The 23,265-nt window shown below is 71.8% G+C and carries 21 protein-coding genes; 18 read left to right on the plus strand and 3 right to left on the minus strand.

The window, feature by feature from the left end; all coding sequences use genetic code 11:
- Positions 1 to 22 precede the first annotated feature (22 nt).
- The 12 genes from NL142_RS04380 to rplL all read left to right on the plus strand — a co-directional run bounded on the left by NL142_RS04380 (position 23) and on the right by rplL (position 11,963).
- Positions 23 to 511, plus strand: coding sequence for a PH domain-containing protein (locus NL142_RS04380; RefSeq protein ID WP_012037535.1), 489 nt, complete (start codon positions 23 to 25; stop codon positions 509 to 511).
- Positions 508 to 2,325 carry a PH domain-containing protein gene (locus NL142_RS04385; protein WP_435081122.1) on the plus strand — a complete coding sequence of 606 codons (1,818 nt, stop codon included), beginning with the start codon at positions 508 to 510 and terminating at the stop codon, positions 2,323 to 2,325. The genes NL142_RS04380 and NL142_RS04385 overlap by 4 nt, the downstream gene beginning before the upstream one ends.
- Positions 2,322 to 3,083 carry a Rossmann-like and DUF2520 domain-containing protein gene (locus NL142_RS04390; RefSeq protein ID WP_194683177.1) on the plus strand — a complete coding sequence of 254 codons (762 nt, stop codon included), beginning with the start codon at positions 2,322 to 2,324 and terminating at the stop codon, positions 3,081 to 3,083. Before NL142_RS04385 ends, NL142_RS04390 begins: the two co-directional genes overlap by 4 nt.
- A 42-nt stretch (positions 3,084 to 3,125) precedes the next feature.
- On the plus strand, positions 3,126 to 4,004 hold the full coding sequence (gene panC / locus NL142_RS04395) for a pantoate--beta-alanine ligase (RefSeq protein WP_435081123.1): 879 nt from the start codon (positions 3,126 to 3,128) through the stop codon (positions 4,002 to 4,004).
- 112 nt (positions 4,005 to 4,116) lie between these two features.
- Positions 4,117 to 5,658, plus strand: a complete 1,542-nt coding sequence (lysS, locus tag NL142_RS04400; RefSeq protein WP_435081124.1) for a lysine--tRNA ligase — start codon at positions 4,117 to 4,119, stop codon at positions 5,656 to 5,658.
- 6 nt (positions 5,659 to 5,664) lie between these two features.
- Positions 5,665 to 5,790, plus strand: coding sequence for a hypothetical protein (locus NL142_RS04405; protein ID WP_012037540.1), 126 nt, complete (start codon positions 5,665 to 5,667; stop codon positions 5,788 to 5,790).
- Between the two features lie 21 nt (positions 5,791 to 5,811).
- Entirely contained in the window at positions 5,812 to 5,994 is a 183-nt protein-coding gene (locus NL142_RS04410; protein ID WP_012037541.1) for a hypothetical protein, read from the plus strand.
- 141 nt (positions 5,995 to 6,135) lie between these two features.
- On the plus strand, positions 6,136 to 8,646 hold the full coding sequence (locus tag NL142_RS04415) for an ATP-dependent Clp protease ATP-binding subunit (protein WP_012037542.1): 2,511 nt from the start codon (positions 6,136 to 6,138) through the stop codon (positions 8,644 to 8,646).
- Positions 8,647 to 8,826: 180 nt separating this feature from the next.
- Entirely contained in the window at positions 8,827 to 9,714 is an 888-nt protein-coding gene (locus NL142_RS04420) for an NAD-dependent epimerase/dehydratase family protein (RefSeq protein WP_435081125.1), read from the plus strand.
- On the plus strand, positions 9,711 to 10,688 hold the full coding sequence (locus NL142_RS04425; RefSeq protein ID WP_435081126.1) for an aldo/keto reductase: 978 nt from the start codon (positions 9,711 to 9,713) through the stop codon (positions 10,686 to 10,688). The genes NL142_RS04420 and NL142_RS04425 overlap by 4 nt, the downstream gene beginning before the upstream one ends.
- A 300-nt stretch (positions 10,689 to 10,988) precedes the next feature.
- On the plus strand, positions 10,989 to 11,504 hold the full coding sequence (rplJ, locus tag NL142_RS04430; RefSeq protein WP_012037545.1) for a 50S ribosomal protein L10: 516 nt from the start codon (positions 10,989 to 10,991) through the stop codon (positions 11,502 to 11,504).
- A gap of 75 nt (positions 11,505 to 11,579) precedes the next feature.
- On the plus strand, positions 11,580 to 11,963 hold the full coding sequence (gene rplL, locus NL142_RS04435; protein WP_012037546.1) for a 50S ribosomal protein L7/L12: 384 nt from the start codon (positions 11,580 to 11,582) through the stop codon (positions 11,961 to 11,963).
- A 78-nt stretch (positions 11,964 to 12,041) separates the two neighbouring features.
- Here the strand turns inward: rplL and NL142_RS04440 are convergent, their stop codons facing one another.
- On the minus strand, positions 12,042 to 13,661 hold the full coding sequence (locus NL142_RS04440) for a LuxR C-terminal-related transcriptional regulator (protein WP_435081127.1): 1,620 nt from the start codon (positions 13,659 to 13,661) through the stop codon (positions 12,042 to 12,044).
- A 159-nt stretch (positions 13,662 to 13,820) separates the two neighbouring features.
- Between NL142_RS04440 and NL142_RS04445 the strand changes: the two genes are divergently transcribed.
- On the plus strand, positions 13,821 to 14,270 hold the full coding sequence (locus NL142_RS04445; RefSeq protein WP_194683171.1) for a MarR family winged helix-turn-helix transcriptional regulator: 450 nt from the start codon (positions 13,821 to 13,823) through the stop codon (positions 14,268 to 14,270).
- Positions 14,271 to 14,338: 68 nt separating this feature from the next.
- A complete protein-coding gene (locus NL142_RS04450) occupies positions 14,339 to 15,571 on the plus strand; it encodes an MFS transporter (protein ID WP_435081128.1) in 1,233 nt (410 codons plus the stop codon).
- Between the two features lie 42 nt (positions 15,572 to 15,613).
- Here NL142_RS04450 and NL142_RS04455 read toward each other — a convergent pair whose 3' ends face one another.
- Positions 15,614 to 16,633, minus strand: coding sequence for a LacI family DNA-binding transcriptional regulator (locus NL142_RS04455; RefSeq protein ID WP_435081129.1), 1,020 nt, complete (start codon positions 16,631 to 16,633; stop codon positions 15,614 to 15,616).
- Positions 16,634 to 16,945: 312 nt separating this feature from the next.
- On the opposite strand from NL142_RS04455, the gene NL142_RS04460 reads away from it, so the two are divergent.
- The 4 genes from NL142_RS04460 to NL142_RS04475 all read left to right on the plus strand — a co-directional run bounded on the left by NL142_RS04460 (position 16,946) and on the right by NL142_RS04475 (position 22,433).
- The gene (locus NL142_RS04460; RefSeq protein WP_435081130.1) at positions 16,946 to 18,310 is read left to right on the plus strand and encodes an ABC transporter substrate-binding protein; all 1,365 of its coding nucleotides are present in this window, start codon (positions 16,946 to 16,948) and stop codon (positions 18,308 to 18,310) included.
- 150 nt (positions 18,311 to 18,460) lie between these two features.
- Positions 18,461 to 19,432 (plus strand): carbohydrate ABC transporter permease, encoded by a 972-nt coding sequence (locus NL142_RS04465; RefSeq protein ID WP_435081131.1) that lies wholly within the window; start codon positions 18,461 to 18,463, stop codon positions 19,430 to 19,432.
- A complete protein-coding gene (locus tag NL142_RS04470; protein WP_153259838.1) occupies positions 19,429 to 20,418 on the plus strand; it encodes a carbohydrate ABC transporter permease in 990 nt (329 codons plus the stop codon). The genes NL142_RS04465 and NL142_RS04470 overlap by 4 nt, the downstream gene beginning before the upstream one ends.
- A gap of 134 nt (positions 20,419 to 20,552) precedes the next feature.
- Positions 20,553 to 22,433, plus strand: a complete 1,881-nt coding sequence (locus tag NL142_RS04475) for an ABC transporter ATP-binding protein (RefSeq protein ID WP_435081631.1) — start codon at positions 20,553 to 20,555, stop codon at positions 22,431 to 22,433.
- A gap of 64 nt (positions 22,434 to 22,497) precedes the next feature.
- On the opposite strand, the gene NL142_RS04480 is transcribed toward NL142_RS04475, so the two are convergent.
- Positions 22,498 to 23,265 carry a DUF305 domain-containing protein gene (locus NL142_RS04480; protein WP_435081132.1) on the minus strand — a complete coding sequence of 256 codons (768 nt, stop codon included), beginning with the start codon at positions 23,263 to 23,265 and terminating at the stop codon, positions 22,498 to 22,500.

Genomic DNA, 23,265 nt, shown 5'->3' on the forward strand with positions numbered 1-23,265 from the left:
CCACACCACCCGGAGGAGCACCGTGACCCCGAACGTCGACCCGCACGGCGTCTCGTGGCGCCGCGTCTCCCCTCGCCTCGTCGGCGTCGAGCTGGTGGGCGGGGTGATCACCGCCCTCGTGCTCGGCGGGATCGCGGCGTTCCTCTTCGCGGTCGACGCGCCCGGCTGGCTGCCGATCGTGCTGGGCGCCGCCGCGCTCGTGGAGCTCGTGGTCACGCTCGTGATCGTCCCGCGCCGCGTCCGCGCCATGGGGTACCAGCTGCGCGAGGACGACCTCGTCTTCCGCCGCGGCATCATGTGGACGCGCGTCGTCGCCGTGCCGTACGGCCGGATGCAGCTCGTCGACATCACGCGCGGGCCCGTCGGACGCGTGCTCGGCCTCGCCGACCTCAAGCTCGTGACCGCGGCGGCCGCGGCGAGCATCCAGATCCCCGGGCTCACGAACGCCGACGCCGAGGAGCTCCGCGACCGCCTGGTCGCCCTCGCCGAGACGCGCCGGGCCGGGCTGTGAGCGACCCGACACCCGAGGATCCGGCGGCCGGCCCGCGCGACTCCGCGACCGACGGCGCGTCGCCCGCGACGGCAGCCGGGCCCGTCCCCGCCGCCGAGGCCCGCATCGCGGAGGAGCTCACCGACGGCGACTGGCACCGCCTCCACCCGGCCACCCCCGTGCTCCGCGGCGGGGTCCTCTTCATCGTCGCGATCGGCTTCCTCGTCTCGTCCCTGCGCGAGCAGCTCGTGGAGCAGTTCGTGCCCGGCCAGCGGCGGGACGGCGAGCAGGACCTCATCCCGATGCTCGTGGAGAGCGGCAGCCTCATCTGGGTGATCCTCGCCCTCCTCGCGTTCACCCTCCTCGCGGTCGGCATCTCCTACCTCTCGTGGCGCATGCACACGTTCCGCGTCACGGAGGAGACCGTCGAGGTGCGCAGCGGCATCCTCTCCCGCACGAACCGGCGGGCGCGGCTCGACCGGATCCAGGGCGTCAACATCGTGCGCCCGCTCATCGCGCGGCTCATCGGCGCGGCCAAGCTCGAGATCCAGGTCGCCGGCAACGACGCCAACCTGCCGCTGCAGTACCTCCGATCGCGCGACGCCGACGCGTTCCGCCTGCGCGTGCTGCGGCTCGCCTCCGGCGCCCGGGCGGAGGCGGCGGGTGCCGCCCCGGCGTCCGCTCCCGCAGGCGCCCCGCGCGGCTTCGTCGGCTCGCGGGTCGACGACTTCCTCGCGCCCGAGCTCGACCCGGACGCGGCCCCGCCGCAGTCGGTCGTCCGCATCCCCATCCCGCGCCTCGTCGGCGCCGTGCTGCTGTCGGCGCCCACGGTCGTGCTGGTGCTGTTCGTCGCGGTCGGGATCCCGCTCATCGTCCGGTTCGAGGCCTGGTACCTGCTCGTGCCGCTGCTGCCGACGCTCCTCGGATCCGCCGGCTTCTTCGTGCGCCGGATCACGCGCTCGCTCCGCTACAGCGTCGCCGGCACGCCGGACGGCGTCCGCGTCGGGTTCGGCCTGCTGTCCACGAGCAACGACACCATCCCGCCCGGCCGGATCCACGCGGTCGAGGTCGTGCAGCCGCTGCTCTGGCGCGCGGCCGGCTGGTGGGAGATCCGCATCACGCGCGCCTCGCACTCCTCGTCGCCGGGCGCCGCCGGACAGCAGAACACGTCGATCCTCCCCGTGGGCGACCGCAGGGACGTCGACCGCGTCCTCGGCCTCGTCCTGCCCGACCTCGTCGGCGACCAGGCGCTCGCCCTCGTCGCCGTGGGCATGACCGGCCGCGGTGGCGTCGACGACGGCTTCACCACGTCGCCGCGCCGGGCCTGGATCCTCAAGCCCTTCTCCTGGCGCCGCACCGGCTTCGCGGTCGACGCGTCGGCGTTCCTCGTCCGCCGCGGCGTGATCTGGCGCCGCCTCGTGATCGTGCCGCACGCCCGGACGCAGGGGGTCGACCTCAGGCAGGGCCCGATCGACCGCCGGCTCGACCTCGTCTCGGTGCGCGCCGCCACCGTCGCCGGACCCGTGGACACGCGGCTCGGCGCCATCGACCGCGCCACGGGCATGGAGCTGTCGACCCGGCTGGTCGCGGCGGCCGTCGCATCCGCCCGGTCGGACACGTCCGCGCACTGGGGCGCCGAGGCCGCGAGCTGGCCGGCGCCGGGATCCGCGCCCGCGCCCGCCGCCGCACCGGCGGTCGCCGGACCCGCCGACCCCGACCCCGCCGCACCCGCAGCACCCGCGCTGCCCGAACCCGACCCCACCCCCGACGCCGCCTGGCCGCCGCCGGCCGCCGATGCCCCCCGCCACCGCTCCGCCCCCGAGGACCCCGCATGACCGTCCCGTCCCAGCGCTCCGGCCGCCTCGGCGTCGGCATCGTCGGCGCGGGTCGCGTCGGCCCGGTCATCGGCGCCGCCCTCGCGGGCGCCGGCCACGCGATCACCGGCATCTCCGCGGTCTCGGCCGCCAGCCGCGAGCGCGCGGAGGCGATGCTGCCCGGTGTCCCGGTCCTCGAGATCCCCGACCTGATCGAGCGGAGCGAGCTCGTGATCCTCGCCGTCCCCGACGCCGAGCTCCCCGGCCTCGTCGCGGGTCTCGCCGCCACGGGCGCGTGGCAGGCCGGCCAGCTCGTCGTGCACACGTCGGCGGCGCACGGCATCCAGGTGCTCGCGCCCGCCTTCGCGTCCGGCATCATCCCGCTCGCCATCCACCCGGCGATGTCGTTCACCGGCACGAGCATGGACCTGAGCCGCATGGTCGACAGCTGGTTCGCCGTCACCGCGCCCGCGCCCGTCCTCCCCATCGCGCAGGTGCTCGTCGTGGAGATGGGCGGCGAGCCCGTCGTCGTGGAGGAGCGCGACCGCCCGGCGTACGCCGAGGCCATCGCCACCGCGACCACGTTCTCCACCGCGATCGTCGACCAGGCCGCCGGCCTCCTCGCGGGCATCGGCGTGGAGGAGCCCGGCCGTGTGCTCGGGCCGCTGATCCGCTCGGCCGTCGACGACGCGCTCCGCCGCTCCTCCCCGGCGGGCGGCGCGCGCCTCACATCCGGTGACGTGCCGCTGCCGACGGACGAGGGCCCCGACGCGCACTAACCTTGTGCGTCCGCGTCCCGCAGCACCGAGGAGCCCGAAGCCATGACGATCCCCGCGCCCACCGTCGTCACCGGCATCGCCGAGCTGCGCGCCCGCGTCCGCGACCACCGGGCCGCGCGCACCGCGGCGGGGGAGGCGCCCGTCGTCGTGCTCGTCCCCACCATGGGCGCGCTGCACGAGGGCCACCTGGCGCACGCCCGCCGCGCCCGCGAGCTCGGATCTCTCGTGGTCGTGTCGATCTTCGTCAACCCGCTGCAGTTCGGCGCGGGCGAGGACCTCGACGCCTACCCGCGCACGCTCGACGCCGACGTGGCCGCGCTCACGGAGACCGGCGTCGACCTGGTCTTCGCGCCGTCCGCGGCCGAGATGTACCCGGACGGGCCGGCGCGCGTGCGCGTCACCGGCGGATCCGTCGCCCTCACGCTCGAGGGCCGCTCCCGCCCCGGCCACTTCGACGGCATGCTCACCGTCGTGGCGAAGCTCCTCCACATCGTGATGCCCGACGTCGCCACCTTCGGCCGCAAGGACGCGCAGCAGCTGCACCTCGTCCGCCGCATGGTGCGCGACCTCGACCTGCCCGTCCGCATCGAGGACCTCGAGACGGTGCGCGAGCCCGACGGCCTCGCCCTCTCCAGCCGCAACCGCTACCTCGACGACCGCGAGCGCCGCGCCGCCCGCGTCATCCCCGCCGCGCTCGAGGCCGCGCAGAGCGCCGGGGACCGCGGGATCGACGCCGTCATCGCCGCCGCCCAGTCCGTGGTGATGGGGGAGCCCGCGGTGGCCCTCGACCACTTCCAGGTCGTGGATCCGACCACCTTCGAGTCCGTGGACGACGGCTTCACGGGCGTCGCGCTCGCCGTCATCGCGGCTCGCGTCGGCAGCACGCGCCTCATCGACAACGAGACCGTCGTCATCGCCTGACCCCGCGGGCGTCCGATCCGCGGGCGTGCCCGGGCCCCGCCCGCACCTGCGAGAATCGACGGGAGGCCGCTCGGCCGCCGAGAACCCACGACCCGCGAGGATCCGCCCGCTCATGACCGACAGCCCCGGAACGTCCGCGACGCCCGAGACCGCCCCCGCTCCCGCCGTGGAGGGATCCGCGGAGGACGTCGCCGAGCAGAAGGCCGTGCGCCTCGCCAAGCGCGCCCGCCTCAACGCCCAGGGCGGCCCCGGCGAGGGCGCGTATCCCGTGCAGGTGCCCGTCACGACGACGATCCCCGCGGTCCGCGCGGAGTTCGGCCACCTCGAGCCCGGCGAGGAGACCGACCACGTGGTCGGCATCGCCGGCCGCGTCGTCCACTTCCGCAACACCGGCAAGCTCTGCTTCGCCACGCTCCAGGCGGGCGACGGCACGCGCATCCAGGCCATGATCTCGCTGGCCGAGGTCGGCGAGGAGGCGCTGGCCGCGTGGAAGGAGCTCGTCGACCTCGGCGACCACGTCTTCGTCGCCGGCCGCGTCATCGCGAGCCGCAAGGGCGAGCTGTCGATCATGGCCACCGAGTGGCGCATCGCCTCGAAGGCCCTGCTGCCCCTGCCGAACCTCCACTCCGAGCTCTCCGACGAGACCCGCGTCCGCAGCCGCTACCTCGACCTCATCGTGCGCGACCAGGCCAGGAAGAACGTCCTCGACCGCGCGAAGGTCAACGCCTCCATGCGCGAGACGTTCCGGAAGCGCGGCTACGTCGAGGTCGAGACGCCCATGCTGCAGGTGATGCACGGCGGCGCCTCCGCCCGCCCCTTCGTCACGCACTCCAACGCCTTCGACACCGAGATGTACCTCCGCATCGCGCCCGAGCTGTACCTCAAGCGCGCGGTCGTCGGCGGCATCGACCGCGTCTTCGAGATCAACCGCAACTTCCGCAACGAGGGCGCCGACTCCACGCACAGCCCCGAGTTCGCGATGCTCGAGGCCTACGAGGCGTACGGCGACTACACGTCCATCGCCGAGCTCACGCAGACGCTCGTGCAGGACGCGGCGATGGCCGTCGCCGGCAGCCACGTGGTCACGTGGGCCGACGGCACCGAGTACGACCTCGGCGGCGAGTGGGACCGCATCTCCATGTACGGCTCGCTGAGCGAGGCCGCCGGCGTCGAGGTCACGCCCGCCACCACCGTGGACGAGCTCCAGGCGATCGCCGACCGCGAGGGCGTCGTCGTGCCGCTGAGCACGCACGGCAAGCTCGTCGAGGAGCTCTGGGAGCACTTCGTCAAGGGCGGCCTCGAGCGCCCCACCTTCGTCCTCGACTTCCCCGTCGAGACCTCCCCGCTCACGCGCGCGCACCGCTCCATCGAGGGCGTCGTCGAGAAGTGGGACCTCTACATCCGCGGCTTCGAGCTGGCCACCGGCTACTCCGAGCTCGTGGATCCCGTCGTGCAGCGCGAGCGCTTCGTCGACCAGGCGCGCCAGTCGGCGCGCGGCGACGACGAGGCCATGCCGCTCGACGAGGAGTTCCTCCGTGCCCTCGAGCACGGCATGCCGCCCTCGGGCGGCATGGGCATGGGGGTCGACCGGCTCCTCATGGCCATCACCGGTCTCGGCATCCGCGAGACCATCCTGTTCCCCCTAGTGAAGTAGGCGACCATGCCATTAGGCCCCGACGGCTCGAACCCGAAGAAGCCCACCACCGCGCGCTACGCCCTCTGGATCATCGTGGGCGGCATCGCCGTCGTCATGATCGGCCAGGGCGTCTACGGCATCCTCACCTAGAGCGCGGCGTATCCTTGCCGCATGGATGATTTCTGGGCGAGCGCGATCTGGTCGATCCTCCCCACCCTCGGCGTGGGCCTGATCTTCTGGTTCATCATGCGAGCGGTCATCCAGGCGGACAAGCAGGAGCGCAAGGCCTACGCCGCCATCGAGGCGAAGGAGCGCGCCCGCATGGGCGTCCCCGCGCCCGACGCGGACCGCTAGCGCCCGCCTCTCCCGACCGGGATCCTCCGCCCTACGCATCGCGTCACGCCCACGGCGAACAGGGGCATGCACTCCTCGAACCCGTAGTTACTCTCTACATATCGGCGCCGGCCCCCTGCCCCGGTGCCCAGGGAGATACAGATGTTCGAGAGATTCACCGACCGCGCTCGTCGCGTCGTCGTCCTGGCCCAAGAAGAGGCCAAGATGCTCAACCACAACTACATCGGGACCGAGCACATCCTGCTCGGCCTCATCCACGAGGGCGAAGGCGTGGCCGCCAAGGCCCTGGAGTCGCTCGGCATCTCCCTCGATGCCGTCCGCGAACAGGTCCAGGACATCATCGGCCAGGGCCAGCAGCAGCCCACGGGGCACATCCCGTTCACGCCGCGCGCGAAGAAGGTCCTGGAGCTGTCGCTCCGCGAGGCCCTCCAGCTCGGCCACAACTACATCGGCACCGAGCACATCCTCCTCGGCCTGATCCGCGAGGGCGAGGGCGTCGCCGCGCAGGTGCTCGTCAAGCTCGGCGCCGACCTCAACCGCGTGCGCCAGCAGGTCATCCAGCTCCTGTCCGGCTACCAGGGCAAGGAGGCGGTCGCCGTCGGCGGCGAGGCGCAGCAGAGCCAGCAGGCGGGCTCCACGGTCCTCGACCAGTTCGGGCGCAACCTCACGCAGGCCGCGCGCGACGGCAAGCTCGACCCCGTCATCGGGCGCGAGAAGGAGATCGAGCGCGTGATGCAGATCCTGTCGCGCCGCTCCAAGAACAACCCCGTCCTCATCGGCGAGCCCGGCGTCGGCAAGACCGCCGTCGTCGAGGGCCTGGCGCAGGCCATCGTCAAGGGCGACGTCCCGGAGACGCTGAAGGACAAGCAGCTCTACACGCTCGACCTCGGCTCGCTCATCGCCGGATCCCGCTACCGCGGCGACTTCGAGGAGCGCCTCAAGAAGGTCACCAAGGAGATCCGCACGCGCGGCGACATCATCACCTTCATCGACGAGATCCACACGCTCGTCGGCGCGGGTGCCGCCGAGGGCGCGATCGACGCGGCGAGCATCCTCAAGCCGCTCCTCGCGCGCGGCGAGCTGCAGACCATCGGCGCCACTACGCTCGACGAGTACCGCAAGCACTTCGAGAAGGACGCGGCCCTCGAGCGCCGCTTCCAGCCCATCCAGGTGCAGGAGCCCTCGCTGCCCCACACCATCAACATCCTCAAGGGCCTGCGCGACCGCTACGAGGCGTTCCACAAGGTGTCCATCACCGACGGCGCCATCGTGTCCGCGGCGAACCTGGCCGACCGCTACATCGCCGACCGGTTCCTCCCGGACAAGGCCATCGACCTGATCGACGAGGCCGGCGCCCGCCTGCGCCTCTCGATCCTGTCGGCGCCGCCGGAGCTGCGCGAGTTCGACGAGCGCATCTCCACGGTCCGCGTGGCCAAGGAGACCGCCATCGAGGACCAGGACTTCGAGAAGGCCGCGAGCCTGCGCGACGAGGAGAAGAACCTCCTCGGCGAGCGCCTCCGGCTCGAGAAGCAGTGGCGCTCGGGCGACGTCCGCACCACCGCAGAGGTCGACGAGGGCCTGATCGCCGAGGTGCTGGCGCAGGCCACGGGCATCCCGGTGTTCAAGCTCACGGAGGAGGAGTCCTCGCGCCTCGTCTTCATGGAGAAGGCCCTGCACCAGCGGGTCATCGGCCAGGAGGAGGCCATCTCGGCCCTGTCCAAGACCATCCGCCGCACGCGCGCCGGGCTCAAGGACCCGCGTCGTCCCTCGGGATCGTTCATCTTCGCCGGCCCCACGGGTGTCGGCAAGACGGAGCTCGCGAAGGCCCTGGCGGAGTTCCTCTTCGACGACGAGGACGCGCTCATCTCGCTCGACATGAGCGAGTACGGCGAGAAGCACACCGTGAGCCGCCTCTTCGGCGCCCCTCCCGGATTCGTCGGCTTCGAGGAGGGTGGCCAGCTCACCGAGAAGGTGCGCCGCAAGCCGTTCTCCGTGGTGCTCTTCGACGAGATCGAGAAGGCCCACCCGGACATCTTCAACTCGCTGCTCCAGATCCTGGAGGAGGGACGCTTGACGGATGGCCAGGGCCGCGTGGTCGACTTCAAGAACACGGTCATCATCATGACCACCAACCTCGGCACCAAGGACATCACGGGTGCCCCGGTCGGGTTCCAGGTCGAGAACAACGCCGCGAACTCCTACGAGCGCATGAAGGGCAAGGTCAGCGAGGAGCTGAAGAAGAACTTCAAGCCCGAGTTCCTCAACCGCGTGGACGACACCATCGTCTTCCCGCAGCTGTCGAAGCCCGAGCTGCTCCAGATCGTCGACCTGTTCGTGAAGCGCCTGTCGGATCGCATGATGGACCGCGACCTCACGATCACGCTCGAGACCGCCGCGAAGGAGCGCCTCATCGAGGTCGGCTTCGACCCGTCGCTCGGCGCCCGGCCCCTGCGCCGCGCGGTGCAGCACGAGATCGAGGACCGCCTCTCCGAGCGGATCCTGCAGGGCGAGCTCAACGCGGGTGACCACGTGCACGTCGACTACGTGGACGGCCAGTTCACGTTCGTCACGACGCAGCGCGAGGGCATCTCGGTCGCGGCCGGCATCGGCACCGGGACCGGCACGCCCGACCTCGCCATCACGAGCGAGTAGCGCGTACGAGCGGGTAGCGCGCAGCCAGCACCACCACGACGGCCCGTCGTCCCCGAGAGGGGGCGGCGGGCCGTCGCCGTGCCAGCGGGCTGCGGGTGTCCTCCATGCGGCTGTCGCCTCCCCCGGCTGCGGGCCAGGATGGGACGCGGGCGGAACCGCCCACGAAGGAGATGCTCGCTGATGAGAATTGCCGTCACCGGAGGCTCGGGGAAGCTCGGCCGCCACGTCGTGGCCGACCTGCGCGCCCACGGACACGAAGTCACCAACGTCGACCAGGTGGGGGAGCGCGGATCCGGCTACGTCCGCGTCGACACCACCGACTACGGGCAGGTGATCGACGCCCTCTTCGGCGTCCAGGACCTGCACGACGGGTTCGACGCCGTCGTGCACCTCGCCGCGATCCCGGCCCCCGCGATCCTGAGCGACGTGGCCACGTTCCACAACAACATGCTCACGAGCTTCAACGTCTTCCAGGCCGCGCAGCGGGCGGGCATCAAGAAGATCGTCTACGCGTCCAGCGAGACCGTGCTCGGCCTCCCGTTCGACGTGCCGCCGCCGTACATCCCGGTCGACGAGGAGTACCCGGCCCAGCCGAACAGCACCTACTCGCTCGTCAAGCACCTCGAGGAGCAGATGGCGATCGAGCTGTGCCGGTGGGATCCCGAGCTCCAGGTCACCGCGCTCCGCTTCTCCAACGTCATGGACGTCGACGACTACGAGGCGTTCCCGGGCTTCGACGACGACGCGCTCGCGCGCAAGTGGAACCTGTGGGGCTACATCGACGGCCGCGACGGCGCGCAGGCGGTCCGCAAGGCGCTCGAGCACGACGGGACCGGATTCGACCGCTTCATCGTCGCGAACGCCGACACCGTGATGAGCCGCTCCAGCGCAGGGCTCGCGGCCGAGGTCTTCCCCGGCGTCGAGGTCACCAAGGAGCTGGGCGAGCACGAGACGCTGCTGTCCATCGAGAAGGCCCGCCGGATCCTCGGCTACGAGCCCGAGCACACCTGGCGCGACCACGCCCCGGCCACCACCGGCGACGACCCGGTCGCGGGGCACCCGTCGTGAGGTACGTGAAGCTGGGCAGCACGGGCACCGAGGTCTCGGCCATCGCGCTCGGCTGCATGAGCTACGGCGAGCCGACGCGCGGCAACCACGCGTGGACGCTCTCGGAGGATGACTCGATCCCGCTCATCCGCCGCGCGGTCGAGCTCGGGATCACGTTCTTCGACACGGCGAACGTGTACTCCGACGGCTCGAGCGAGGAGATCACGGGCCGCGCGCTGGAGGCCATGACGAAGCGCGAGGAGATCGTGATCGCCACCAAGGTGCACGGCGCCATGGGGGAGGGACCGAACTCGCGCGGGCTGTCGCGGAAGCACATCATGTGGCAGATCGACGAGAGCCTCCGGCGGCTCGGGACCGATTACGTGGACCTGTACCAGATCCACCGCTTCGACCCGGCGACGCCGCTCGAGGAGACGCTCGAGGCGCTCGACGACCTCGTGCGCGCCGGCAAGGTGCGCTACCTCGGGGCCTCGTCGATGGACGCGTGGCGGTTCTCGAAGGCGCTGCACCTGCAGCGGGCGAACGGCTGGGCGCGCTTCGTCACGATGCAGGACCACTACAACCTCGTGAACCGCGAGGAGGAGCGCGAGATGCTGCCCCTCTGCGCCGACGAGGGCGTGGGATCCCTGCCCTGGAGCCCGCTCGCCCGCGGCCGCCTCACTCGCGACTGGGACGCGACGACCGACCGGAGCGAGACGGACGAGTTCGGGAAGACGCTCTACGCGGCCCAGGAGGACTCGGATCGCCGGCTCGCGGCCGCGGTCGCCGAGGTGGCCGGGGCCCGCGGGGTGCCGCGCGCGCAGGTCGCGCTGGCCTGGGTGTCGCGGAACCCCGTCGTCACCGCGCCCATCGTGGGCGGGACGAAGGTCGCGCACATCGAGGACGCGGTCGCATCGCTGGATCTCGAGCTCACGGCCGACGAGGTGTCCCTGCTCGAGGAGCACTACGTGCCGCACGCGGTCGTCGGCTACTAGTCGCGCCGGGACCGCCCGCGCCCTCGACTTGCGCGGGCGGTCCTCCGTCGCCTACTCTGAGCGGAGCCACAGACCGCTGGTCGTCGGCGTGCCTCCGCGAGGGGATGCGCCGGACGAAGGTTCACTCATGTGAAGGCCCGCGCAGGTGATCGAAGCACGATGCAGCGCATGCCCTGAGGGCCTGCGCGACACTCCCGCTCCGGCCTCCTGTGCCGGAGCGTTTCTCATGTGCGGAGCCGGGGGCTGCCAGCACCTCGCACCGCTTCCGCGGTGTCGGGGAACCACGTGATAAGGAGTGCCATGGCGAACAAGGAAGCCTCGGTCGCCGAGCTCGCGGAGAAGTTCCGCAGCTCGAACGCCGTACTGCTCACCGAGTACCGCGGTCTCACCGTTGCCCAGCTCAAGCAGCTGCGGAAGAGCATCAGTGCAGACGCGACCTACGCCGTGGTGAAGAACACGCTGACCAAGATCGCGGCGAACCAGGCGGGGATCTCGTCGTTCGACGACGAGCTCGTCGGCCCGTCCGCGATCGCGTTCGTGCACGGCGACACCGTCGCCGTCGCGAAGGCGCTGCGCACCTTCACCAAGGCCAACCCTCTTCTCGTCGTGAAGGGCGGTTACTTCGACGGCAACCCCCTGACGGCGGACGAGGTGAACAAGCTCGCCGACCTCGAGTCGCGGGAGGTGCTGCTGGGCAAGCTCGCCGGCGCCTTCAAGGCCTCGCTCTTCGGCGCGGCGTACCTGTTCAACGCACCGCTCTCGCAGGCCGTACGCACCGTCGAGGCGCTGCGCGAGAAGCAGGAATCGGCTCAGTAGCACCCCTCGGGTCCCATCCCCGGGGCGCGACGCACTGATCCCAAGAGACACCACACCAACCCAAGGAGATACACAATGGCAAAGCTCTCTAACGACGAGCTCATCGAGGCCTTCAAGGAGCTCACGCTCATCGAGCTCAGCGACTTCGTCAAGAAGTTCGAGGAGGTGTTCGAGGTCACCGCCGCGGCCCCCGTCGCCGCTGCCGCCGCCCCCGGCGCCGCTGCCCCCGCCGAGGAGGTCGAGGAGAAGACCGCGTTCGACGTCATCCTCGAGGCCGCCGGCGACAAGAAGATCCAGGTCATCAAGGAGGTGCGCGCCCTCACCAGCCTCGGCCTCGGTGAGGCGAAGGCCCTCGTCGACGGAGCCCCCAAGGCCGTCCTGGAGGGCGCCAACAAGGAGGCCGCCGACAAGGCGAAGGCCCAGCTCGAGGCCGCGGGCGCGACGGTCACCGTCAAGTAGCTCGCACCACAGCACAGCGCTCAGGGCGCCGATCCCCTCGGGGGTCGGCGCCCTGCGTCGTCCCCGGGCTCGGTCGGCTCAGGCGACGCCCGGCCGCAGGTCGTGCCCGAGGGCGCGCGCCCGCTCCACTGCCTCGGATCGCGACGTCGCGTCGAGCTTCCGGTAGGCGCTCCGCACGTGCGACTTCACCGTGTTGGGCGAGATGAAGAGCCGGGCGGCGATCTGCGTCACCGTCAGGCCGTCGGCCAGGCACGCGACGATGAGGCGCTCGCGGTCGGTGAGCGGATCCACCGGCGCGGACTCGACGCGCACCCGCCCCGCGCGGACGCCGACGAGCATCTCCCGCACGTCCGGCAGCTGATCCCGCTCGAGGGCACGGTCGAGCAGCGCATGCGACGCCGCGGCGGGGAACACCGCGAACGGCCGGAGGATGCCGGTCGTCACGGCGTGCAGCGCCGCGCGGTCGAACGCGTGGTCGCTCCGCGCGTGGTCGCCGAGGCCGTGGTACGCCGCCGCGACGACGAGCAGCACGTCGTCGAGGGTGCGCCCCGAGTGCGCGTCGCCGAGCGCGAGGCAGTCCGCCATCTGGGCGAGGGCGCCGACGTGGTCGTCGGCCTGGACCCGCAGCCGACCGGCGATCATCGCCGGGCACGTCGAGTGCTGCGCCGTCGGCTCGAGGGTGCGGAGCAGGTCCCACGCCGCGGCCGGCTGGTCCAGGTGCACGAGGAGCGACGCCCGCAGCGTGTCGCGCATGGTCGGGACGGGGCCGTGCTCCGCCCAGCCCACGCCGAGGTTGTGCAGCCGTCGCAGGTGCTCGAGCGCGTCGAGCCGGAGGCCCCGGATCGCGGCCACGGTGGCCTCGGCGTAGCGGGCGAGCAGCTCCCAGTCGGTGCCGTCGCTCGCGGGACGGAGGCCGTCGACGATGAGGGTCGCCTCGTCCGGACGCGTCTCGTCCACCGCGATCAGCGTGGCGGCGATCTCGGCCGGCGCGAGGAACCCGCTGCGGGCCAGCGCTGGATCGGCCCCCGGCGAGGCCAGCAGGCCGCGGGCGCGCACGACGAGGTCGCGCGCCTCCTCGATCTCGCCGAGGCAGTAGGCGAGGTAGGCGAGCGCGCCGCGGCACTCCAGCCGGTCGGGCAGCACGAGGTGGCGCTCGCCCAGGCCCTCCGCGATGCGGAGCTCGTCGCGCGCCGCGGTGAAGTCGCCGAGGTGCGTGAGCACGAGACCGTGCTGCAGCGCGACGCGGGCCTGGAGGGTGATGCGCTCCTGCAGCGGGATCCCGCGGTCGGTGTCGAGGATCCCGCGGGCCTCGTGGAGGGAGTCGCGCGCCTCGGCCAGCCGGCCCACCCGGCGGTCGCCCGCGGCCCGATGCGCGAGGACCGCGGCGCGCGTCGGGGCGGCGGGCGGGGGATCCGCGGTGAGGAGGAGGTCGAGCGCGGACCGGTAGGCGATGGAGGCCCGGCGGTCGGAGGCGACCGCGCCGCGGTAGGTGGCGGCCATGCCGGTGACGAGCCAGGCGTCGTCCTCCCACAGCGCGGGGTCGAGCCGGTCGTAGAGGGCGCGGATGCGGTCGGAGTGGAGGTCGACGTGCAGGGGCCATCCGGCGGCGAGGAGCGCCGCGGCCTGCGCGTCGGCGCCGCCGTCCAGGGCCTCGCCCATCGCGTGCTCGAGCCCGTCGATGGTCGGCGCGTCGCTCATGGGGTCCTTCGGGGCGGGTGCCCGGGCGGGCGGGCGTCGTCCCACCACGCTACGTCCCCGCGGTCACCCGGGTCGAGGCGAGGGGCGGGGCTTTCCGTTCGAGGACATCCCCGCAGGGGAGGGGGCGACAAGCACATAGCTTGGCTATATGCTTCTCGCATGACCGATCACGACCTGCGCGCCCTGCTCGGGGACCTGGTGACCGCCGGGCACCGCCTCACGCGCCTCGCCGCGCACGAGGTGGGCGGCACGAGCTCGCCCGCCGTCTGGCGCACCCTCTCGGTGCTCGTGACGTGGCCGGGCGGGATGCGCCTCGGCGTGCTCGCCGAGCGAAGCCGCGTCTCGCAGCCCACGACCACCAAGATCGTGCGCTCGCTCGTCGGGCAGGGCTGGATCGCGCAGGTGGCCGACCCGTCCGACGCGCGCGCGACCCTGCTCGAGATCACCCCGGCCGGCCGCGCCGCGCTCGACGACTGGCGCGACCGCCTGGCCACCGCGCTCGTGCCGCGCTTCGCCGACCTCCCGGCCGCCGACGTGGCCGCGCTCGCGCGCGCCGTCGAGGTGGTCATGGCGCGCGTCGACGGCGCTCCCGCGCCCGCGGGCGACTGACCGCCGGCACCGCACGACCCATCCGCGCACATCCATCCGCACCGATCCCAGGAGGCGACACCGCACCCGTGTCCACCCAGCAGCACGCGTCGTTCCGCGACATCTTCCGCCAGCCCCGCTCCGTCTTCGCCGTCGCCTTCGCGTGCGTCATCGCGTTCATGGGCATCGGGCTCGTCGACCCGATCCTCCCCGCCATCGCCTCGAGCCTCGACGCCACCGCCACCGAGACCGAGCTCCTCTTCACGAGCTACCTGCTCGTCACCGGCCTCGCCATGCTCATCACCAGCTGGATCTCCAGCCGCATCGGCGCCAAGCGCACCCTCCTCATCGGGCTGGCGATCATCGTGGTCTTCGCGGCGGCGGCCGGCCTCTCGCAGGACGTGGAGCAGGTCATCGGCTTCCGCGCCGGCTGGGGCCTCGGCAACGCGCTCTTCATCTCGACCGCGCTCGCGACCATCGTCGGATCCGCGTCCGGCGGCACCGCGTCCGCGATCATGCTCTACGAGGCGGCGCTCGGCCTCGGCATCGCGATCGGCCCGCTGCTCGGCGGCCTCCTCGGCAGCTGGAGCTGGCGGGGCCCGTTCTTCGGCACCGCGACGCTCATGGCGGTCGGCTTCGTCGCGATCCTCGCCCTCCTCGGCAAGGACGACGCGCCCCGCGCGCCCATGCGCCTCTCCGCACCGCTGCGCGCGCTCCGCACCCCGGCCCTCGCGGTGCTCGCCGCGGCCGCGCTGTTCTACAACATCGGCTTCTTCGTGCTGCTCGCCTACACGCCGTTCCCGCTGGGCTTCGACGCCATCGGCCTCGGCCTCACGTTCTTCGGCTGGGGAGTCGGCCTCGCCATCACGTCGGTGCTCGTGGCACCGATCCTCACCCGGCGGATGGCGCGCACCTCGGTCCTCCGGCTCGTGCTCCCGCTGCTCGCCGTCGACCTCGCCGCCGCCGGGCTCGTGGTCCGCTCCTCGATCGGCCTCGTGGTCTGCGTGATCGTCGGCGGGCTCCTCCTCGGCGTCCTCAACACCGTGCTCACCGAGTGCGTGATGGAGGCCACGGACCACCCGCGCAGCGTCGCGTCCTCCGCGTACTCGTCCGTGCGGTTCCTCGGTGGCGCCATCGCCCCGCCCGCGGCGACCGAGCTGGCGGACCTCTTCTCGGACGCGACGCCGTACTACGCCGCAGCCGGATCCGTCCTCGTCGCCCTCGTGATCGTGGTGGCCGGCCACCGATGGCTCCGCCGCGTCGACGAGGCGCCGGTCGACGCCCTGGACGAGGCGCAGGCCGTCACCGCCGGCGACGCCTGACGCACGGACGGCGCATCCCGCCGCCCCCGATCCCGCCCGCCCTCACGGCGCAGGCGGGGCCGGGGGCGCTGTCGTGCTGGTGCGCGCCTGGAAGTCGACGGGCACCGTCACGGTGCGATCCGCGGCGCCCTCCGCCGCGAGCCCCTCGAACACCAAGCCCACGGCGGCCCGCCCCTGCAGCCGCGGGTGCTGCTCGACCGTCGTCAGCCCGAACAGCGGCGCGAGCGCGTGCCCGTCGATCCCGGCGACCGAGAGCTCCGCGGGCACGGCGATGCCCAGCTGCCGGGCCGCGAGGATCGTCCCGATGGCGATCTCGTCGGATGCGGCGAAGATCGCCGTCGGCCGCGTGCGCGGATCGGCGAGCAGCGCCATGGCCGAGCGGAAGCCGCCGTCGATCGTGAACTCGGCCGTGGCGAACCGCGCCTCGAGCCCGCGCGGATCCGCGTCGATCGCCGCCCGGTAGCCCGCGAGCCGCTTCGCGTGCACGAAGAAGGCCATCTGCGCGTGCAGGTCGCCGCCGAGGTGCACGACGCGCGCGTGCCCGAGGCTCAGCAGGTGCTCGGTCGCGAGACGCGCCGCCGCCTCGTCGTCGATGCTCAGGGTGCTCATCCCCTCGACCGGCCCGCCGATCCCGACGAGCGGCTTGTCGAGCGCGCGCAGCCGGACGACCTCCGCGGGCGTGAGCGCGACGCTCACGGCGATGACCGCGTCCACGCGCTTCCGCACGAGGAAGTACTCGAAGACCTTCCTGCGCTGCTCGGGATCCGCGGTGAGGCGGTACAGCGTGAGGTCGTGGTCGGCCTCGATGAGCGCCTCCTCGATCCCCTCGAGCAGCTCCGCGAAGAACCAGCGGTTGATGAAGGGCATGACGACGCCCACGTTCTTCGACCGGCCGGTGACGAGGCTCGACGCGTTCGAGGAGACGACGTAGCCGATCTGCGCCGCGGCATCGGAGACGCGGGTCCGCGTGGCGGGGGAGACGTAGCCGCGGCCGCTGAGGGCGCGCGAGGCCGTGGCCTTGGAGACCCCGGCCAGCCGGGCGACGTCGGCGATGGCGCTCATCGCGCTCCCTCCATCGGGACCCGCGGCGCCTCGTCGCGCCGGACGCGCGCACTGGAAGCGGTTCCAGGATGCGCGGGGGCCGAGTCCGATGATGGACCATCCGCGGCGCGTGCGCCCACGCCGACGCCGCGAAGTAGACCGTTTCGTTACCTCAGCCACCTTGCCGTGACCTGCGAGCTCCCCTACGTTGACCTGTGGAACCGGTTCCCCATACGGCGGAAAAGTTTTCAGGCGACGGCGCCTCACCCGCCGACGCGCGCATGACAGGACGGCGGGGCGGACCCGCATCCACTCGATGAAGAGGAGACGCACATGGGCCACGCCCTATTCCGACGTCGCTTCGCGGCACCCCTCGCAGCGGTCGGCATCGCCGGCCTCGCGCTCACGGGCTGCACGGGCGACATCGCGGCCGAGGACGCCGCGGACACCGACTGCTCGCCGTACTCGTCGTACGGCACGTTCGACGGGAGCCCCGAGGTCAGCATCGGCGGCACGATCCAGGACGACGAGGCCGACCGCCTCGTCGAGTCGTGGAAGGACTTCGAGTCCTGCACGGGCATCACCGTGAACTACCAGGGCACCAAGGAGTTCGAGGCGCAGATCGCGGTCCTCGCCGAGGGCCAGTCGGCCCCCGACATCGGCATCATCCCGCAGCCTGGCCTCTTCAACGTGCTCGCCACGAAGGGCTTCCTGCAGCCCGCCCCCGCGGCGGTCGAGGAGAACGTCGACAAGAACTGGTCCACCGACTGGAAGGGCTACGGCACCGTCGACGGGACCTTCTACGGCGCGCCGCTGATGGCGAGCGTCAAGGGCTACGTCTGGTACTCGCCGGCGGAGTTCGAGGAGAAGGGCTACGAGATCCCCAAGTCCACCGCCCAGCTCATGGACCTCACCAAGAAGATCGCCGACGAGGGCGACCACAAGCCCTGGTGCGTCGGCATCGGCTCCGGCGACGCCACCGGCTGGCCGGGCACCGACTGGGTCGAGAGCTTCGTCATCCGCCAGTCCGGCGCCGAGACCTACGACAAGTGGGTCACGCACCAGATCCCGTTCAACGACCCCGCCATCGTGCAGGCGTTCGACGCGGTCGGCGACATCATCAAGAACCCGGACTATGTCAACGGCGGCCTGGGCGACGTCTCGTCGATCATCTCCACGGAGTTCGGCGACGCCGGCCTCCCGATCCTGGACGGCGAGTGCTCGCTGCACCACCAGGCCTCGTTCTACGAGGGCTTCTGGAAGAAGGCGGACGGCACCGACGCGAAGGTCTCGCCCGACGGCGACGTCTACGCGTTCCTCCTGCCGCCCACGAACGAGGGCGACGCGACGACCGTCACCGGCGGCGGCGAGCTCGTCGGCGCGTTCAAGACGAGCGACGAGATCACCGCGGTGCTCTCCTACCTCTCGAGCGACACCTGGGCGAACAACCGCGTGAGCCTCGGCGGCGTCATCAGCGCGAACAAGGGGCTCGACCCCGCGAACGCGTCGAGCGACATCCTGAAGCAGAGCATCGAGATCCTGCAGGACCCGGACGCCACGTTCCGGTTCGACGGCTCGGACCTCATGCCCGGCGCGGTCGGCACCGACTCCTTCTGGAAGGGGATCGTCGGCTGGCTGAGCGGCGACTCCACCCAGAAGACGGTCGACGCCATCGAGTCGAGCTGGCCCGCGTCCTGATCGACGCCGGCTGATCCACCGCCGGCTGATCCACCGCCGGCCCTGACCGGGCCGGCACCGGCTCCCGCATCCGTGCGGGGCCATGCGGGGCCGCCGCGTACGCGCGGCGGCCCCGCTCCCACATCCCCCGACCCGAAGGGCGAGACGTCCATGACGACCGCTGATCTGATCGGCAAGATCCTCCAGGTGGTGGTGGCGCTCGCCGTCTTCGCCGTGGTGATCGGGCTGATCCTCTTCCTCATCGACAAGGCGCCGAAGCGCGGCAAGGACTGGGTCCAGCTCGGCGCGTTCGTGCTCCCCGCGCTGATCCTGCTGGCCGTCGGCCTCATCTACCCGGCGTTCCGCACGACCCTCCTCGCCTTCCGCGACAACTCGGGGGAATGGGCCGGGTTCGACAACTTCGTCTGGATGTTCACCCAGCCGTCCGCGCTGCGCACGCTGCTCAACACGGTGATCTGGGTGATCTTCGTGCCGCTGCTGTCGACGGCCATCGGCCTCGCCTACGCGGTCTTCATCGACAAGTCGCGCGGCGAGAAGTACTTCAAGGCCCTCGTCTTCATGCCGATGGCCATCTCGTTCGTCGGCGCCGGCATCATCTGGCGCTTCGTCTACGACTACAAGTCGGGCGACAACGCGCAGATCGGCCTGCTCAACCAGATCCTCGTCTGGACGGGCCAGGAGCCCGTGCAGTGGCTGCTGACCTCGCCCATCAACACGGCGCTGCTCATCATCGTGATGATCTGGATCCAGACCGGCTTCGCCATGGTCGTGCTCTCCGCGAGCATCAAGGGCGTGCCGACCGAGCAGATCGAGGCCGCCCAGCTCGACGGCACCAACGCCTGGCAGCGCTTCACGAACGTGACGCTCCCCGGGATCCGCGGGTCGCTCGTCGTGGTGGTCACCACCATCTCCATCGCGACGCTCAAGGTGTTCGACATCGTCCGCACCATGACCGCGGGCAACTTCGACACGAGCGTCATCGCCAACGAGATGTACACGCAGGCGTTCCGCGCCGGCGAGCAGGGCCGCGGCTCGGCGCTCGCGATCGTGCTGTTCCTGATGGTGCTGCCGATCGTCATCTACAACGTCCGCGTCATGAGCAAGCAGAGGGAGATCCGATGAGCGTCGCACCCGCCGACCTGCCCGTCGCGGACCGCGGGACGCGCCGCGGCACCATCGAGCAGGCCGCCAGCGTCGGGGCGAAGAGCCGCCGCGTCAAGAACCGGCTCACGTCGCGTCGCGCCACGGTCGCCGCGCTCGTCATCGCGGTGCTCTGGACGCTGCCGACCTTCGGCCTGTTCGTCTCGTCGTTCCGCCCGGCCGGCCTCATCCAGACCACGGGCTGGTGGACGATCTTCCAGAACCCGGGCTTCACGCTCGACAACTACCAGGACGTGCTGCTCTCCACCTCGCAGTCGTCGCCGCAGCTGGGCTCGTACTTCGTGAACTCGCTCGCCATCGCGATCCCGGCGACGCTGTTCCCGCTCGTCATCGCGTCGATGGCGGCGTACGCGTTCGCGTGGATCAAGTTCAAGGGCTCGAACTTCCTGTTCGTGCTGATCTTCGCGTTGCAGATCGTGCCGCTGCAGATGGCGCTCATCCCGCTGCTGCAGATGTTCACGCGGACCCTGCGCCCGCTGCAGGAGGCCGTGCACGGCGTGATCCCGCTCATCCCCGAGCAGGGCTACCTGCCGGTGTGGGTGGCGCACACGATCTTCGCGCTGCCGCTCGCGATCTTCCTGCTGCACAACTTCATCTCGGAGATCCCGGGCGAGGTCATCGAGGCGGCCCGCGTCGACGGCGCGAGCCACGGCCAGGTGTTCTTCCGCATCGTGCTGCCGCTGGCGCTCCCGGCCATCGCGTCGTTCGCGATCTTCCAGTTCCTCTGGGTCTGGAACGACCTGCTGGTGGCGCTGATCTTCTCGGGCGGCACCCCGGACGTCGCGCCGCTCACGCAGCGCCTCGCCGAGCTCACGGGCACGCGCGGGCAGGACTGGCAGCGGCTCACGGCCGCCGCGTTCGTCTCGCTCATCGTGCCGCTCATCGTGTTCTTCAGCCTCCAGCGCTACTTCGTGCGGGGCTTGCTGGCGGGATCCACGAAGGGCTGATCCGCACCCGCCCGACCCGGCCCGGTCGTCCGCTCGCGCGGGCGGCCGGGCCGTCGTCATGCCCGGCGTCGGCGCGGGCGCAGGCGTGGTCGGGAGAGATCCCCCACGGGCGTAAAATCGCCGGAATGACGAGGATGGGCGACATCGCCGCGGGCGGCGGGATGCGCGGGGGCGGCGGACGCCGCGGACGGGTGAGCGCGGCGGACGCCGAGGCGCAGCGCAGGGCCAACGCCGAGGCGCCGCGCGTCGAGAACCTGCTGGGCCGGATCGCGGAGCTCTTCCAGCCCCACCGCCGGGCGCTGGTCCTCACGATCGCGCTCGTGCTGGTGGGCGCGGGCCTCACGGTCGTGCCGCCGCTGCTCACGCAGCAGGCCTTCGACCGCGGGCTCTTCCCGCCCACCGGCGGCCCCGACATCCCGGTGCTCGTCGAGCTCGTCGCCATCATGATCGCCATCTGGGTCGCGGGCGCCGGTCTCGGCGTGTGGCAGACGTACCTCACCGCGACGGTCGGCAACCGGGTCATGGGATCCATGCGCGTCGACCTGTTCCGCCACCTGCAGAGCATGGAGCTCGGCTTCTTCACGCGCACCAAGACGGGCGTGATCCAGTCCAGGCTGCAGAACGACGTGGGCGGCGTCGCCGCGGTCCTCACCAACACCGTCTCGAGCGTGCTCGGCAACACCGTGACCGTCATCGCGGCGCTCGTCGCGATGCTCGTGCTCAACTGGCAGCTGACCCTCGTGGCCGTCGTGCTGATGCCCGTGCTCGTCATCTCGCAGCGGCGCGTCGGCCAGGTGCGGGCGCGGATCGCCTCGAAGACGCAGGAGTCGCTGTCGGACATGACGGCGATCACGCAGGAGACGCTCTCCGTCTCCGGCATCCTGCTCTCGAAGAGCTTCAACCGGCAGGCCGCGGAGACCGAGCGCTACGAGGCCGAGAACCGCACCCAGATCCGGCTGCAGGTGAGCCAGCAGATGAGCGGCCAGTGGTTCTTCGCGCTCGTGCAGATCTTCCTGTCGATCATCCCGGCCATCGTCTACGTGGTCGCGGGCTTCCTCATCACGGGCGGCGTCAGCGTCACGGCGGGCACCATCGTGGCCTTCACGACCGTGCAGGCGCGGCTCATGTGGCCGCTCATCGGCCTGATGCGCGTCGCGCTCGACCTCCAGACCTCCGGAGCCCTGTTCGCCCGCATCTTCGAGTACCTCGACCTCGAGCCCGCGATCCGCGACCGGCACGACGCCCGCCAGGTGGCCGCAGGCCCGGCCCTCGGCCGCGTCGCGTTCGACGACGTGCGCTTCTCCTACCCCGACACCAGGCCAGGCGAGCGGCCGACCCTCGACGGCATGTCGTTCGAGATCCAGCCCGGCCAGTTCGCGGCGTTCGTGGGGCCGTCGGGCGCGGGCAAGACCACGGTGTCGTACCTGATCCCGCGCTTCCACGACGTGACCGGCGGCCGGGTGCTCTTCTCGGGCGAGGACGTGCGCGACCTCGAGCAGGAGTCGCTGCTGGAGAACATCGGCATCGTGAGCCAGGAGACCTACCTCTTCCACGCGACCATCGGCGAGAACCTCCGCTACGCGCGGCCGGACGCCACGCAGGAGCAGATCGAGCACGCGGCGCGCGCCGCGAACATCCACCAGACCATCGAGTCGTTCCCCGACGGCTACGAGACGCTCGTGGGGGAGCGCGGCTACCGGCTGTCCGGCGGCGAGAAGCAGCGCATCGCCATCGCGCGCGTGCTGCTCAAGGACCCGGCCGTGCTGATCCTCGACGAGGCCACGAGCGCGCTCGACGCGATCTCGGAGCGCGTCGTGCAGCAGGCGCTCGACACGGCGTCACGCGGCCGCACCACGATCGCGATCGCGCACCGGCTCTCGACCGTGGTGGACGCCGACGTGATCTTCGTGGTCGTCGCCGGCCGCATCGTCGAGCAGGGCACGCACGTCGAGCTGCTCGCCCGCGGCGGCGAGTACGCGCGGCTCTACAGCGACCAGCGCACCGCGGCCGCCTGACCCCGGACGCACGACCGCCCGCCCGCCCGCCCGCGACGGCGGACGGGCGGTGCGACGGAGCGGCTCAGGAGCGGGCGTCGAGCAGCTGCTGCATGTAGAGGATCTCCTTGTCCTGGATCATGACCATGCCGTTGGCGAGGTCCGTGACCAGGGGGTTCCGCGAGCGGTCGAGGAGGCCCTGCGCCATCTCGACGCCGCCGCGGTGGTGGGCGATCATCAGCGTCAGGAACTTCCGCTCGGCCTCCACGCCCGTGAGCGACTGCAGCTCGTCGAGGTCGGCCTGCGACGCGAGGCCGGGCATCGTCGCGCCGGGGGTCATGTCCATCGAGGAGTGGTCGGTCTTGCCGTCGAGCGTCGGCAGCGTCATCCACGTCATGCGCGGCTGGGACGGCGCCTGGTCGAGGCCCCACGAGGTGAGGAACGCGTACATCTGGCCGGCCTGCTGGGCCTGCGCCTGGGCGATGTCCTGCGCGATGAGCTTGACCTCGGGGTCGTCCGTGCGGTCGATGATCATGAGCGACATCTGCACGGCCTGCTCGTGGTGCACCTGCATGTCGCGGGAGAAGCCGGCCTCCGCGCTGTTCGTGCTGGGCGTGAGCGCCGAGACGGGCGCGGTGACGCGGCCGACGAGGAGCCCGGCGACCACCAGGGCCACCGCGACGATGCCGGCGGCGAGGCCGATGCGGATCCGGCGGCCGCGGGCGCGCGTCGCCTCGCCGTGCGCGACGAGGCCCTCGAGCTCCTCCTCGCGGATGTCGTCGTCCGGGACGTGGTCGACGACGACGTCCCCGTCGTCCTGGCGGTCGGATCCGCCCGTGCCGCGGTCGGTCAC

This window comes from Clavibacter quasicaliforniensis (assembly GCF_051201715.1).
Taxonomy (GTDB): Bacteria; Actinomycetota; Actinomycetes; order Actinomycetales; family Microbacteriaceae; genus Clavibacter; species Clavibacter seminis.